The sequence below is a fragment of the Microcoleus sp. D3_18_C2 genome, from assembly GCF_036702395.1.
Classification (GTDB): Bacteria; Cyanobacteriota; Cyanobacteriia; order Cyanobacteriales; family Microcoleaceae; genus Microcoleus.
Window position 1 is genome coordinate 95979 of sequence record NZ_JAUBTG010000013.1, and the last position, 15057, is coordinate 111035.

Sequence of the window (15057 nt, forward strand, 5' to 3'; positions counted from 1 at the left end):
TATCATCAGCTTTTCGACTGAAAATCAACAGTAAACCGTCAACGGTCAACGGTCAACGGTCAACCGTCAACCGTCAACAGTAAACCGTCAACTGTTCGCTACTTAATAGTCTTGAACGTATCCATTTTCCCAGTAAATCGGTTAATAAACATCTGCAAAACAGTCCGCTTGCCGATATTAATATTAGAACTCACTGCCATTCCCGACTGCAAGTTAACCTCCACTTCATTTGCCTTGCCCTTGTTCAAAACAAACTTCTGATTTTTGAGCTTAATTTTGGTTTTGAAAGCATAGTATTTCCGCAGTTCAGTAGGAGGCTCAGCATCGCTGCTAATCTCTATCACTTCACCCTCAGCAGTACCAAACTCCATCGCCGGGAAAGCTTCTACATTCACTTCCACAGGCACGCATTGGTATTTCGTCAAACCCAGTTTCTCTCTGTTAATTTCCTTCTCTGGACAAACGCAAATTTTACCTGTTTCGCAGTCAATCTTTTCTCCGTCTAATTGCTTGCCGTGATACGGCTCCAATTTGGCCCGCTTCTGTCTCAAAGCATCCAATACCAGAGCCACATTGCTGTTTTCCAGGTAAACAACTGCTTCCAAACCGTTGTCGTCATCCAAAACTTTAAGCAGCTTTTCAGTTTGCTGTGCTTCGTAATAAGCTTCTTCGCAGCGTGCTGGGCGCGGTTCGCCCGGTTTCACCACCGAATTAATAATGGATTGGCATATCGGATCTTTCGCCATATCCAACTTAGCTTTCTCCTTCGTAGAAGGCTTCAAATCGAAGATAACACCGGATACCGGAGCTTTCAGAACTTGAGTGTCGCGGTTTTCTTGAGCCTTTTCTAGCTGAGCGTTCACCTCGGACAACTTTTTCAGGTTTTCCACTTTGAAGCGGCTTAGCTGAGAATCGCTGCTGGCAATTTGTTTCTCGTTTTCAGCAATTTTGGTATAAAGTTCTCTCGCCCAGGCATCCTTGGTATTTTTTAACTGTTCTTGAGCGCGGGCGATGGACTCCTGAATGCGCGCTTGCTCTCCTTGCTGGCGCTGTATGTCAGCACTAATTTTTTGGATGTCGCCTTGACGCGCGTTAATTTCGCCTCGGCGCGTATTGATTTCACCGAGGCGCGTGTTAATTTCGCCCCTGCGAGAGTTGATTTCACCTTCGCGCTGCTTGATTTGATCTTGCTGTTTGAGAACGTCGCTTTGGCCTCTGAAAACATCTTGTTCTTGACGTTCTTTTTGCAGTTCAGCGATGGCTCCTTCCTCCACCAGGGGGGCGAGTCGGCCTAGAATGTTTTGATTCGACTTCAATACTTGTTGCGATTTCGCTAACTGTTCTTGGGCCAAATCTCTCTGAGCCAGGGCGGATTTTACTTGCTCTTGCGAAGAAGCTAACTGCTGCTGGGCATAATTTAATTGGTTCTGGGCAAAACCCAATTGTTGCTGTGCGACTATCATTTGATCGCCGGCAGCTTTCTCAGCATCCTGAGCTTGCTTCAGTTGTTTTTCCAACTCCTGAACTTGGCCTTGAGCTGCAGCGACGCGAGACAGAAATTCCGATCGATAATTAACATAAAGTCCTTGCTGAGCAGCATCAAAATTTCCGCTGGCTCCCCGATTGAGGTACAGTTCGTCAATCAAAGCTTGCAGCACTTGATTTTGTGCCGTGAGGCTCTGTCTGTCCCTGATTGTTGATTCTAGGTTAGAAGGAACAGGGCCTTGAATTTTGCCGTTGACAACATCTTCGTAAAATTTATTTTCCTTTTCCAGAGCTTCTTTAGTTTTCTGAACCGATGTTAAATCGGCACTGGGCGCAACAGGGTTGAAAGTGAGCAGAGGCTGGTTTTTTTCCACGCGATCGCCATTTTCAACGTGAAGTCTCACCACAGCGCCCGTAGCAGGTGCTTGGATGTCTCTAGCACCATCTTTGAGTTCCAATTGACCCACAGCGGGGACAGCTTGCTCTACGCTAGCAAAATAAGCCCAAACTACAGCAGAAGTGGTCATCAGCATGATCATCCACAAAAACAAGTGCGACCAAATCGCTGGTTTTTCGAGAATGACTGGTTGCTCAGAAAGTATTAACGATTTCATAGCCATTTGTTAGTTCTCAGTTGTTAAGGGTTAGCGATCAGTTGTGAGTTGTTAGAGATTAGGTATTCGATGACTCTTGTTGTTGGAAGAGGCAGTAGTAACGCCCTTTAAGAGCCATTAATTCTTTATGAGTTCCCCGCTCGACTACAGAACCTTGATCCATCATAATAATTACATCAGCGTTTTGGATGGTAGTCAGGCGGTGAGTAATGAAAAACACCGTGCGGCCGGCGAAAGCTTCTGCTAAGTTATTGCAAACTTGGCGTTCGGAATGGTAGTCGAGGGCGCTTGTAGCTTCGTCCAAAATCAGCAGTTTCGGGTTTTGCAAAATCGTCCGGGCGATCGCCAAACGCTGTCTTTGACCCCCAGAAAGCGAGGAACCACGCTCTCCGACTATCGTATTGTAGCCAGCAGGCAAGCCCATAATAAAATCGTGAGCTACCGCTAATTTCGCAGCTCGCACAATCTCATCCGTACTCGCATCTGGATTACTCAGAGCAATATTTTCCTGCACAGTACAGTTAAACAGCAAAGTATCTTGCAACACCACCCCAAGTTGGCTGCGGAGCGAGTACAGTTCCACCTTAGAAATGTCATAGCCGTCAATAAAAATCCGGCCCGACAGCGGCGGATAAAGACGCTGCAACAGCTTCATCGCCGTACTTTTACCGGAACCGCTTCCCCCCACAATTCCCACAAAACTGCCAGCGGGAAATTCCAAATTAACATTAGCCAATTGCAGTGCCCCGCTCTCCAGGAATCGGAAGGAAACCTCCTCATAGGTAACCTGCCCTTGAATTGCCGGCAGCGGGATATTGCTGCGATCTTCATCGCTGGTTTCCGTCGGCGTATCGACCACATCCTTGAGCATATCGATCGACATCGAGACTTCTTGGAAACTCTGCCAGACGCTCACAAAACGCAGCAGCGAACCAGTCACGTTCCCGGAAATAATTCGGAAAGCAATCAACTGACCCAAAGTAATCTCATTTCCCAGTACCAAATAAGCTCCCACCCACAACTGAGCTAAGTTACCCACCTGGTTTAAAAAGCTGCTAATCGTACCGGCCGTAGTCCCCGTGATAATTGTTTTAAAACTGGCTGTAATGTATTTTGCGTAGCGGCTCGACCACTCCCAACGGGATTTCAATTCAATATTTTGAGCCTTAACAGTTTGAATCCCGCTGACTACTTCCACTAAATAAGATTGAGAGTCAGAAAAACGCATATTTCTCTGTTTGATCAGGCGCAGCACCAGCGGATTGATTAGAACAATCATCAGCCCCAGTACCGGTACCACTGCCAAAGATACAAACGTTAGCTGCACGCTGTAGGAGAGCATCACGGCGACGTAAACCACCGAAAATACCGCATCGAGAACCACTGTCAGAGCTGTACTCGTCATGAATTCCCGAATCTGGCCCATCATGCTGAATTTGTAAACCAGATCTCCGACGCGCCGATTGTCAAAGTAATTTTGGGGCAGCCGGAGCAAGTGGTCGATGACTTCTGCACTCAATTTGACATCAATGCGGTTTGAGGTATCTATAAACAAAAAGGTACGCAAACCGTTGAGCAGTCCTTCAAACAGGGCAACACCTAACAGAAATGCACCCAAAATATCCAAGGTGTCAATGCTGCGCTGACCTAATACTTTATCAATAATTACTTGGCTGATTAATGGGTTGGCAAGACCAAATAACTGTACAAAAAACGAAGCGAGCAACACCTCAAAAAACACTGTCTTGTGTTCCATCAGCGCCGGCACAAACCACCAGAAGCTGAACTGCTCTTTTTGTTCGACTTGCGGAGCTTGCAGCAGCAGGACTTCTCCTGATTCTCCCCAGATTTCTTTAAACTGAGGTATCCGCTTCCGCATTAACCCTTTTTCGGGCGTGGCCATCACCAATTCTTGCTCGGTGATGCTGTAAATAATGGCAAAGCTGGTTTCCCATTTAATCATTACGGGAGCTTTGATGCGGTTGATGGCTTCTGCGGGCACTTGCGCCAATTGGGGCGTCAGGCCGATGCTTTGGGCGATCGCCCCGCAGGCTTGCATACTGATAGAACCAGCGGTTTTTAACTGATTTTCTAGAACTTTGCGGATGATATCTCGACGAAACTTGAGGCCGAAATACTTGCTCAACATTTGGAAGCAAGCAAGCGGGGCCTCAATCTGCCCTTTGGCCCGGAAAACTGGGTATCTCCCGGCATCCTTTGGTTGGTCGGTTTTGGGTTCTGGGGGACGATCGGGGGCGTCTATAACCGCGATCGAGGTTCCGTTGGGCGGATTCTGCCCAGAGCCTCCTGTCTCTGTCGTGCCATTTAATGGGTCTGTTTCGGGTTGGGCTTCGGGGGGTTCCCGGAAGCCGACCAAGCGAGCGCCGAGGCGGCCTTCTACTTTTAAGGATTTGGCTGCGTTTTCCACAGAGAAGCGGCTGCCGGTGGGAAAGTCGCCCAAGACGCCGCTGCTGACGAGCCAAATTCGATCGGCATCTAGCTCTTTGGCGATGTCTTGAGTTTTTTTGTTGCCGTTTGGCACGTTGACAACTGTCGCATCTTGCCAAGCTTGCAGGGTGAGTTCCTTGAGATTGGAAGTGCCGTCGGCTTGGCGCTGCAATTCCAGGCTCAACAGTTCAAATACTTCGCTCAACGAACAGTGTTCGCGAAAGGCTTCTCCAAATGTCGGCTGTTTTTCCAGTACGCTCAGGAAATCTTCAGCAGGTAGGACGATCGCGATCACATCTGTAGAGGCGATCGCCGTTTCGCAGGGAACTCCTCTGAGCAAGCCAGCCCAGCCCAGGATTTCCTTCGACTGCACCAAGCGTAAACTTACGTGGCGCTGCGAGCGCTGGTCAAAGCCCAGCAGCCGGGCCTGGCCTTGATAGATAATTGCCACCTGAGTCGGCATTTTTTCCCGTTCAAACAGGGGTTGCCCCGTCCGGTAGCCAAGGAGTTGGCATTTAGCCACCAAGGCTGTCAGAGCCGTCTCTGACATTCGGTCAAAGGGAGGTGTTTGAGCTAGGAAATCCTGAATTTGGGAGAGGGAAACAGCGGAAGAAGTCATCCAATTTTAGATTTTAGATTTTAGATTTTAGATTGAATCCAGGGGGTTTTTGTCAGGATGCTACGCTTTTTCAAGTCTCCACGGATAAATCCGGGGGCCCCTGACCAACTTGCTGGATTGTCATGAAATTGAAGACACGGAGGAGAGGGGCTGTAGCGGGCCTATTTGCGATATCTGTTCGGCTAGCCAGCTTTCAAATAGTTCGTTAATCAAGTGCAGCCGCATCGATTCATCAAGCTGGGCCGGCATGAACTTTTCTAGTCGAATAATTACCATCCATTCTGCCAGAGGACGCGGCGTCCAGAGTTGATTTGGCTGGCTGACAGACAAAAGTTTGCTGATTGCCGGGTGGGGCTGGCTGAGGGGTACGGGGCCCAACAAGCCGCCTGACTTGGACTCCGGCCCTTCGGAATAGTCGCGGGCCACTTCAGCAAAGGTTTGTTCCCCTTCGAGGATGCGAAAGTAAAGTTCGTTTGCCAGTGCTGGATTTTTGGTGCGTACCAGGGAATAGACTACGTGGTCTAGGCTGGCTTTGCGGGTTAAAAAATAATTATCTACTTTAGGTCTCCAAGTTGCTTGCTTAAATTTTTCGATCAGCAAGGGCCTAACGGCCATCTCTTGAAGTTCTTCTTCCGTCATGTTTTGGCTACGCAGCCAAGCTTCTTTGGCTTCCGGGGCTGTCAGTTGGTGTTGTGCCAGAAAGTCAAGGACGGCGGATTTTCGTTCTTCGTCGCTGCAACTAAAGGATGCGATCGCTTGGTCTACTATTACACCCCGCAAGAATTGTGGCATCAACTGATACCGCTTCAGGAGCGATGGCATATCTTGAGCTTGCAATAATTTATCGCCTATTTGAAAAAGTCCTGTCATTTTTTTATCTCCAACTGACTTGCGCTTCCCCTTTTAATTTAGCTGTGGCAGGAAAAGAGCGACAACCACTAACCCCTCGATTCCCCGATGATAGCAGACCGTCAGTGGGCTAGCGCTATTGCTGTCTATTTCTTGACGCTCTGCCTAGCGAGGGGTTCCCCGCGGGGCTCAGAATGGTAACGGGATGCGAGAGTGAGAGAGTGGGAAAATCTTCCCTCAACATCTACCCGTTAAATCCCGTACACTGCTTAGTTGCTGAACTTCCTTCTTCCTTCTTCCTTCACTCTCGGAATAGTTTTTCAAAGAGTGCTTCGAGTTGGGTCGAGCAAGCGCGACTGTCGAGATATTTGGGGTTTGCCGCCATTTTTTGCTGGATTCGCTCGCGGTAGTGCCGGCGCAGTTCTGGGTTGGTTCCCAGTGCTGTGTTCAGCTCTAAATAAGAGTTCTCGCTGTCAGCTACCAGTTCCGGAATTAGTAGTTCTTCGAGGACTGCGGCTGATTGTCGCGATCGAGTTTTTTGCCCTTTTCTTACCACTACAGGCAACCCCACCAACAGGGGTTCTGCTAAGAAGCAGCCACTGCTGTATGGATAGGAGTCTAAATATATATCAGCCAATTCCAGACATTTTATGCAATCTGCGCGAGATGGCAGCGCCTTAATCACAACTAAGCGCTTTTTGTCAATCCCAAATTCGGCAAAGAGCGATCGAATTTGGTTGTAAAAAGGCACCGTCGGATAGTTTCCATTGCGGGAACTAAAGGGATACAAAACTAAAATAGAATTCGGTACGGCAGCAATAATTTTTGCCCAAGTTTCTCTCAATTCTGGGATAATTGTCCAAGCTTGAGCGCCGGACATGAACACTACAGATTCGTCGGTGGCTCCCCAACTCCTGCGAGTCGGTTCAACTGTGGCAGGTGCTGACCCTACAGTATAGCTTACACAAACTCCCGACCCTTTTAAAGTAATTAATTTTTCGCGAAACTCTGCAGCAGCACCTGCGGGCAATGTCAAATCTCCAGCAATGAAATAATCGATATTTCGGGTGCCGGTGGTTGCGGGGGTTGATGCACCGGTAGCGATTTGCACCCGCGCTAGTCGGTGCAGGCACAGCAGCGCGCTTGGTTGAGAAGTGTCGGTAGTATTGGTGCAGATTAGCAGAATATCTAAATCGTGCGATCGAATTTCTCGGACTTGATTGGGCAAAGTTTCTGACAGTTGCACCAGTTTGTCAGCGCAATTTTCGCAATATTTCCCCAGTCGCTCGTCTTGTACCTGGAAATAGTACACAATAATTTCAAATTTGCTTCTGTCTAAATATTCAAAACTCGCAATTGCAGCACGAGTCTCGGATTCCTCACTAATTTTATCCAGCAAAAAGCCAACTCTGATTTTAGTTCTTTCAGGTTCTCTCTGAGGAAAATTCCATTCTATTTGACTGCCGATATTTTTCAAATGAAATTCCAGAATATCAGCTCGCTGACTCAATATATTGAGCAGATTGACCTCGTCGCTCAAATACAAAGCTTGGAAGCTAACACTTTTGGCAATAAAAGCTGCCAAATAACGCCAAACTTCTGAATCTGGAAAACTGGCGATATTAGCAGCGACGTACTTGATTAACTGCTGGAAATATTCAGAGTAACTTTCTACTTCCGACTTGGGTTGAAACTGATATCTTGCACCCTTCTCAATTACTTGTTTAGGAACAGGCAAGATGCCTGTTCCACCAGCAAATTCATCTTGTGTGGAACCAACAGGCAAGATGCCTGTTCCACCAGAAAATTCATCTTGTGTGGAACCAACAGGCAAGATGCCTGTTCCACCAGCAAATTCATCTTGTGTGGAACCAACAGGCAAGATGCCTGTTCCACCAGAAAATTCATCTGTTGTGGAACCAACAGGCAAGATGCCTGTTCCACCAGAAAATTCATCTTGTGTGGAACGGGCATCTTGCCCGTTCTTGACAATTCCACCTCTCCTTTGAAAATAATTCGGTGACTGAAATAGGAATTTCAGAAAATCGTCAAAAAACCACTGGGGAATCGCTGCATTTTTATACTCAATCGGCAACTGATAAGCGTCGCGGTACAGCATCGCTGCGAGGAGATATTGCATCTTCTCGGCAATTTCCCCTCCTTCAGCAAGTTTCGAGGATAACTGCTGGACAAAACGTTGTTCTGACTCAGTTAAAGTTTCATTTTTTAGGGCGCTATCTAGTAGCAATTTATGAGCCTTCCCCATGTCTTTCGAGTAAGCAATTTCTAATTTTTCCGCTGGCAAATTCAGCCAATACTCAGCTAGCTGTTGGCGGTAGGGGCGCAGCGCGAGAAGAGGCTGTTTTGAGGGGAATTTATTGTATTGATCGAGCAGTGGTGATAATTCTGATAAACTCGGCTGGGTTCTCAATGCCAACTTATGGCGGATTGTCTGTTTGATTTGTTGATCCAGGAAACTGTAATCAGGACTATTTAGTAGTTTTTTATAAAATCTTACTACATCCTTATGATTTTCCCCAGCGGCGAAGTTTTTCCAAGTTTGTTGTTCGGGATGAATCCGCAGTGAGGACAGTTTTTCGTCTACAAATCCGATATGATAGTTGCCCATGATTCGCCACCACATATCTAAGTCTACATACTGAGATAATCCCGAATCAAATAATCCTATTTCTTCAAAGACTCGCGCGGCAATTAAGACGGTACTCGGTTCGCCAATTTTGTTTATCGGGTTGTTCAAGCATTTAGTATCTGCGAGTAATTCTTTTCCTGGCTGAATAGATTTTAAATTCGACCAGCTTTTGTGCAAATCTTTAATTGATTGGGAAGCTCCGCGCAAAATCGGGTTAGATTCATTGTCAGCGATGGTGATGCCGCGCGGGGAGAAAACCATACCTATTTCTGAGTTTTGTTGGGCGAGTGCGACCATTTTCTCAATACATTCTGGTGCGAGCAAGTCGTCTTGAAATAAAAATTTAATATATTGACCTGTTGCTTGAGAGATGCAAAAATTCCAGTTTTGTGATAAACCGTAGTTGCGGTGCAGTATGATGCGGAAATCGACTGAGGTTTGTGATTGGAATGATTGGGCGATCGCAATTGTGCGGTCTGTGGAGCCGTCGTCGGATATAATCAGTTCTATGTTAGCGTAGGTTTGGGCCAAAGCACTTTGAATTGCTTCCCCAATAAATGCTTCTCCGTTGTATGTCGGAATGCAAATGCTAACCTTCGGCTGCTCGTTTGGCAGTTCTCCTTTTGCTTGACTTTGTTGCTGTGATGGCGGCAAGTTAGCCCTAATTTTGGCAGACTTCGCTTTGGCTGTTCCTAACAGAGGTATGCTTTGAAAGTTATCGGTAATCTCGGCAATATATTCGAGACGTTTTCTAATTTTATTCCCTGTAACTTGGGGGTTGAGTAAAGTCTTAATTTCCTCAGCGGCTATCGCTCCAATTTGTTGAGCTTCCCGGTAATTGTTGAAGACGTACCGCATTAAATCCGCAGCGTGTTCGACATCCGCTTGGGCCCAAACATTGCCTTTTTTGTAAGGCCCGCAATCTTGCTCAATTGGGATTAACTTATACTTGACTAAATAGCTGTTGCCGACATTCATAAATTCTGTATTTGATGAATAGCCGGTGGCAATTACGGGTTTGCCGTAAAACATGGCTTCAGCCATTGTTAAGCCAAATCCTTCGCAGCGGTGCAGGGATACATAACAGTCGCAATTGTACAGCAAACCGTTTAGTTTATTTTTGGACAAATACCCGTCTAGATGTTTGATATTTGAACAATTAGCGATAGCAGACTTTAATAACTTTTGCTGTTCTAAATGTTGGGTTGAATTAGAAGATTTGATGACCAATAATACGCTGTTATCTTCGCCAAAAGCTTGCTTAAATGCTTGAATTGTCGCTAAACTATTTTTGCGCTCGATGCGGCTGGAAAAGTCGAAGACAAACAAGAAAATAAATTTATCTTTAGGTAAATTCAGTGCTTCTCTGTTCAGGGAAGGTGCGGGGAGAGCAATACTGGGCATGATTTTGATGACGGGAATTGGCGAGACTGCGGAAATTGCCTCGGCGCAATAGTTGCTGTAAGTCCATATTTCGTGAAAGTTATTAAATGCTGGCTGCCATTCTGGGGGAAATTCGGGAAGTTCCCAGGCCCAAAATCCGATATTGTATTTGTTTTCAAAATAGCTGGAACCTCTATCTTTGATAAAGGTTGCAACTTCATCGGCGTTGACTTGAATTAAGTTTACGGGATGGGGATTGTCTTGGCTAAAGTTTTGATAGGTGGTGTCTTGTTTGCGGTGGGGACTGCGGGTAAAATTGTTGATAATGAAGGGAATGTTGGCTGCTTCTGCGGCTCTGATGTTGGCTCGGACACCTTCTCCTATGCCAAATTCGCCGCTGATGTAGCCGGCGATGTTCATTCCTAGATTAGGGTTCATAGTTTCTAATGTATTTAGCAAATTGTTGGGTTAATTTTTTTTGGGAAAAAGCCGAATTAATTGAGTTTTTCTATCGCGCTGAATGAGGGTAGGGGTTGAGAATGAATTATAATTTTGCTCAATTTTTGCTAAGATATAGGAATGCTTGTATGATGGGTGAATAAGATTAAATGAACCGCAGAGGGCGCAGAGAACGCAGAGGAAGAGAAGAGAGGGAATAGAAAGGGTTGGCAACAGAAAATAGGGTGCTTGACAAATGTGCCGATCGCCATTGTATACTGGCATCGCAATGCTAACCTTCGGCTGGTTGTCTGTCGGCATGGGTGGCTCTGTTTTATTTTACGATCAACTAATCAGGAATTTTAGAGAAAGTGATCGATCGCGTCAACCACGACTTATTGAAGCTGCTACCGCCGGATGCTAAAGTCATTGTTGAAATTGGCTGCGGTATGGGCTCGACGGGCGAACAGTACAAGCTGATCAATCCCCATTGTCAGTATATTGGCATTGAATGCGATCGAGAAAAAGCTAAAATAGCGGTCGATCGGCTAAACTGGGTGACGGTAGCCGATATTGAAGAAATTGCCCTCGAAAGTCTTGACATCGCCCCAGGAACCGTAGATTGTTTGGTTTTTGGCGACTTGCTACCCTACTTTAAAAATCCTTGGGATATTCTCAAGCAGTACAATTCTTTGCTGAATCCAGAGGGGCAAATTCTCGCTAGAATCCCTAATGTTCAATACTGGCGGCGAATTGTCAATCTGTTGCGGGGACAGTGGGAGAATCCCGACAACAAGATGCAGCACTGGTTTACCCTAGAAAGTATTAAATCACTATTTGCTCAAGCCGGATTGCAGGTTTATGAATTTCAAGGGAAGGGACACAAAACCGAAAATTTTGTCCAGTTTCAGCAATTGCTGCATCCAATGGTACAGGCTTTAGAGCTAACATCGAGCAGTTTTGCTACGGAAACCGGTGCTGAACATTATATCGTGCGATCGACCAAATCGGCCGTACCTGCGCGCAGACTGCTGATTCAGACTATCATTATGGCTCCTACAGGGTGCGATCGTGTGCGAGTTTTGGAACCGGACAAATTTAGCGCTACAATTCCCGGTGTCCGCGCCGTATCCGGCGTGAAAAAAGCCGAGTTAATTCCGCCGCTGCCGGAAGAAGAAAAAGTCTTCATCTGGCAGCGGACAATCATGCAATATCCCGCGTACATTCCCCAAATCAAAGAACTCCTGCAACAAGGCTATTTAATAGTAGCTGAAATTGACGACAATCCCATCCGTCGCCGCGAATACGCCGACAATAATTACCTCAGCTATCGCGGCTGTCACTGCGTTCAAACTTCGACAGAACCGCTAGCAAAAATTTTGCGCCAATACAATCCAAATGTTGCCGTATTTCCCAATCAATTAGCCTATCTACCTCCGCCGCGAATTTATCCGGCAGAAGATACAGTCACAATTTTTTTTGGTGCGCTCAACCGCGAAAAAGATTGGCAGCCGATTATGGCAGCGCTCAATCGAGTTTTAGTCGCACACAAGCACCGGATTCGAGTTAAAGTAATCCATGACCGCCGATTTTTTGAATCCTTGGAAATACAGCAAAAAGAATTTGAACCCTTTTGCAGTTACGAACGGTATCAAGAAATTATGTACAGTTGCGATATAGCTTTGCTACCGCTTGTTTCCAACCCGGTTAATGAAACGAAATCTGACTTAAAATTTATTGAATGTGCAGCGCGGGGAGTAGCGGTGCTGGCAAGTCCCACTGTGTACGAACATTCTATTGTCGAAGGTGAAACGGGATTGATTTATAGATATGAAAAAGAGTTTGAAACCAAACTAAATTCGCTGATATCTGACACTTCTCGGCGCAGGAAAATAGCCGCGAATGCTTACGAATGGGTGCGCGACAACCGCTTGCTGTGCGGGCACTACCGACAGCGCCGAGATTGGTACTTACAGATGCGGGACGAGTTGCCGCGTTTAAATGCTGAGTTGCGCGATCGCCTGCCGGAGTTATTTGGTGACTAAGTGCGGTAAGATTTATAGGCTATTGTGCGATCGTTCTGTTTTATTGTTTAATTTCTAATTGTTACTCCACACCAATGCGAATTCTATTCACTATTGCTCACTTTTACAATCCCAGCGGCGACGGAAAACACGCTTCCCAGCGAAATGATCCGCAACCACGACTAAACGCTTTAACAGCTTGCGTGACATCGCTGCAAGCTTTGTACGGCAAATCTCAGTCCATGATTGACATTAGCGAATGTGCAACTATCCCAGCAAATCAATCTCAACAGCACGAAATTGACATTGTTGTTTGCACTACTCAAGGTTATCATCTGTTGCCTCAACTGCCAGTGCAGCCCAGATGTTTTATGCACCACGCTACCAAATGCGAACCGCTGCTGTTGGGGTTTGAGTGTCAAGCAGTTTTGCGAGCCTGTCTTAACAAATACGATTATTTCTGTTATTTGGAAGATGATTTAGTTCTGCATGACCCGTGGTTTTTTAGTAAATTAAAGTGGTTTACGCATCACGGAGGAAATGGGAATTTGCTGCAACCTAATCGCTATGAAATAGCGCCTCAAGGCGCGGTTTTTAAAGCATATATTGATGGTGATTTAGCAGCAACAGCTACTGCTAAGTTTCAAAATGTGGAGGAGCAGCGGCAGTTAAAGGGAAAAATCATGGAACAAACAGTCGCTTTTGAGCGAGCGTTGAATCCTCATTCCGGCTGCTACTTTTTGAATGCAGAACAGATGGCACACTGGGCTAAGCAGTCTCATTTTTTGGATAGAGATACTAGCTTTATCGGCCCCCTGGAAAGTGCGGCGACTTTAGGAATTATGCGGACTTTTAGAGTTTACAAGTCAACTCCTTCCTATGCTAATTTTTTGGAGATTCAACATTTTGGAGCGAGTTTTCTGAATTTGATTGGTAATAAGGTGAGGGTGCCGCAAGCAGGATGAGTTAAGATATTCAGGTAAGCTGCAATCCTTGAGAGGTGCATCTCACATCTTGCACCATTCTCAGGAACAGCCAAGATATTCTCATGAACAGGCAAGATGCCTGTTCCACAAATAATGAGTTTTCTTGTGGGAAGTAGGGGTTGGGCCGAAGAGCCCGCCCGTAAGTCCTACTATTTTACAGCAGTCAAAACATCGCCGATTTTAACTGTGCCGCTGTTGATAATTTTGGCTAAAACTCCAGTTTGTGCGTGACCGAATTCCTTTTGCAGTAAACTGAGTAGGGAAATATCCCGATCGCCCGTTTCTGGATTCACTTCTATATTGACACAGCGGCCGATTCGTGCTGTAACTTCTATACGCGCTGTTCCTAATTGAAACTGTTTTCCGATCAACTCAAATTCTGACCAAGCTGCCATACCTTCTAGCACAATGTTCGGGCGAAATCGGCCCACGTCAATGTTTTGAACAGCAATTTCTGTTAATTGGTCTAATGTGGCTTGACTGAGTAAAGAAATGTGTACGGGTTCTCGATCGGGATAACGAGTTTCGCCGCTGGTGTCGCCGACTAAGTGCAAAGGTGCAAACTGCGGGTGTCTCGCTTCTTTTGTGGGTTCAATTGCTGCCAAATATTCTGTGAAAAAACTGCCGATGCGATCGCGCCCCGCTGCTGTGTTTGTTTCTGCGGATAACACTGCAACTCCTTGACGCTTGACTGTTAAAACGGCAGTTTCCGGTTGATAATCACATTCTAAAGCTGCTAACAGAGGCCAATCGTTTTGAACCGCAAAATTTTTTTTGCTCATCCAAGGCACATTATCTGCGGGCTTTTTTGCAGCTTCCAGATTATCTGCAAACATTAAGGCAAAAGCTCGATCGCCCTTAATTCCGTGTCCTGCTGTTAAAGCAAACTCCGACATTTCTTGCGGTGTCAGCCCTTTAATTGGATAAATAAATAACTGTTTTATTGTTGCTAATGTCATAAATTTTTCCGAAGTTAGTAGAATCTAAGATTTTGCACCATTGTCAATAATCCTTTTTTGAACAGGCTTTTCGGCCTGTTCAGCGAGAAAATCTACTCTTTGTGGAACAGGCCGAAAAGCCTGTTCAGCGAGAATAGTGCAAGATGTGAGTAGAATTGGACTTACGCAGAACCTATATATGTAGGTAGGGTTCGCCGCAAACTTTGGGGGAATAGAAGCTATTTCACACACATTAATCAAATTGCTATAAAAACCCGATTAAGCTAGCAATTCATAGCGGCGGATATCTGGAGGCCCAACGGCCAAACCGTCTAATTTCTGTACGGCGTCTTGAATGTGAGTTGAACCGAGATGTAGTTCGAGCAAATCAGCACTTTCCCACTCTTCAACATAGGTAAAATCTGTGGGATCGGCTTGATTTTGCAGGAGTTCGTATTTGATGCACCCTTTTTCTTTACGAGTTGGTTCTATAATGCTCAGCAGCAGAGATTTAAGTTCTGCTACTTTGTCGGGAAAGGCTGCGAGGCGGGCGACTACTCGCAAGGTTGTTTTGGACATAGGAAAAAGGAGGCTATGCTATTTTAATTGAATTTACGGATTTC

Annotated in this window: 8 protein-coding genes; 2 read left to right on the top strand and 6 right to left on the bottom strand. The window is 45.9% G+C overall.

Annotated features, from left to right (window positions below; genetic code table 11):
• Nucleotides 1-98: 98 nt before the first annotated feature.
• The 4 genes from QUA88_RS11340 to QUA88_RS11355 all read right to left on the bottom strand — a co-directional run bounded on the left by QUA88_RS11340 (nucleotide 99) and on the right by QUA88_RS11355 (nucleotide 10486).
• Complete coding sequence (locus tag QUA88_RS11340; RefSeq protein ID WP_333231346.1) at nucleotides 99-2105, bottom strand: chromosome partitioning protein ParA; 2007 nt, start codon at nucleotides 2103-2105, stop codon at nucleotides 99-101.
• Nucleotides 2106-2157: 52 nt separating this feature from the next.
• Nucleotides 2158-5166: a peptidase domain-containing ABC transporter gene (locus tag QUA88_RS11345; RefSeq protein WP_333271745.1), complete on the bottom strand. Its 3009-nt coding sequence runs from the start codon at nucleotides 5164-5166 to the stop codon at nucleotides 2158-2160.
• A gap of 120 nt (nucleotides 5167-5286) precedes the next feature.
• A complete protein-coding gene (locus QUA88_RS11350) occupies nucleotides 5287-6036 on the bottom strand; it encodes a peptidylprolyl isomerase (protein ID WP_333053352.1) in 750 nt (249 codons plus the stop codon).
• Nucleotides 6037-6316: 280 nt separating this feature from the next.
• A complete protein-coding gene (locus tag QUA88_RS11355; RefSeq protein WP_333271748.1) occupies nucleotides 6317-10486 on the bottom strand; it encodes a glycosyltransferase in 4170 nt (1389 codons plus the stop codon).
• Between the two features lie 371 nt (nucleotides 10487-10857).
• Between QUA88_RS11355 and QUA88_RS11360 the strand changes: the two genes are divergently transcribed.
• Together QUA88_RS11360 and QUA88_RS11365 are read left to right on the top strand one after the other, a co-directional pair.
• Complete coding sequence (locus QUA88_RS11360; protein ID WP_333053350.1) at nucleotides 10858-12531, top strand: methyltransferase domain-containing protein; 1674 nt, start codon at nucleotides 10858-10860, stop codon at nucleotides 12529-12531.
• A gap of 74 nt (nucleotides 12532-12605) precedes the next feature.
• A complete protein-coding gene (locus QUA88_RS11365) occupies nucleotides 12606-13475 on the top strand; it encodes a calcium-binding protein (RefSeq protein WP_333210387.1) in 870 nt (289 codons plus the stop codon).
• 170 nt (nucleotides 13476-13645) lie between these two features.
• Here the strand turns inward: QUA88_RS11365 and QUA88_RS11370 are convergent, their stop codons facing one another.
• Both QUA88_RS11370 and QUA88_RS11375 read right to left on the bottom strand, forming a co-directional pair.
• On the bottom strand, nucleotides 13646-14455 hold the full coding sequence (locus QUA88_RS11370; protein ID WP_333053348.1) for an MOSC domain-containing protein: 810 nt from the start codon (nucleotides 14453-14455) through the stop codon (nucleotides 13646-13648).
• Between the two features lie 258 nt (nucleotides 14456-14713).
• On the bottom strand, nucleotides 14714-15013 hold the full coding sequence (locus tag QUA88_RS11375; protein WP_333053347.1) for a putative quinol monooxygenase: 300 nt from the start codon (nucleotides 15011-15013) through the stop codon (nucleotides 14714-14716).
• Between the last annotated feature and the right edge of the window lie 44 nt (nucleotides 15014-15057).

What these genes read in the sequence shown, in the direction of transcription:
- QUA88_RS11340 (WP_333231346.1), bottom strand. Translation starts at nt 2,105, where the DNA reads ATGGCTATGAAATCGTTAATACTTTCTGAGCAACCAGTCATTCTCGAA.
- QUA88_RS11375 (WP_333053347.1), bottom strand. Translation starts at nt 15,013, where the DNA reads ATGTCCAAAACAACCTTGCGAGTAGTCGCCCGCCTCGCAGCCTTTCCC.
- QUA88_RS11355 (WP_333271748.1), bottom strand. Translation starts at nt 10,486, where the DNA reads ATGAACCCTAATCTAGGAATGAACATCGCCGGCTACATCAGCGGCGAA.
- QUA88_RS11350 (WP_333053352.1), bottom strand. Translation starts at nt 6,036, where the DNA reads ATGACAGGACTTTTTCAAATAGGCGATAAATTATTGCAAGCTCAAGAT.
- QUA88_RS11345 (WP_333271745.1), bottom strand. Translation starts at nt 5,166, where the DNA reads ATGACTTCTTCCGCTGTTTCCCTCTCCCAAATTCAGGATTTCCTAGCT.
- QUA88_RS11370 (WP_333053348.1), bottom strand. Translation starts at nt 14,455, where the DNA reads ATGACATTAGCAACAATAAAACAGTTATTTATTTATCCAATTAAAGGG.
- QUA88_RS11365 (WP_333210387.1), top strand. Translation starts at nt 12,606, where the DNA reads ATGCGAATTCTATTCACTATTGCTCACTTTTACAATCCCAGCGGCGAC.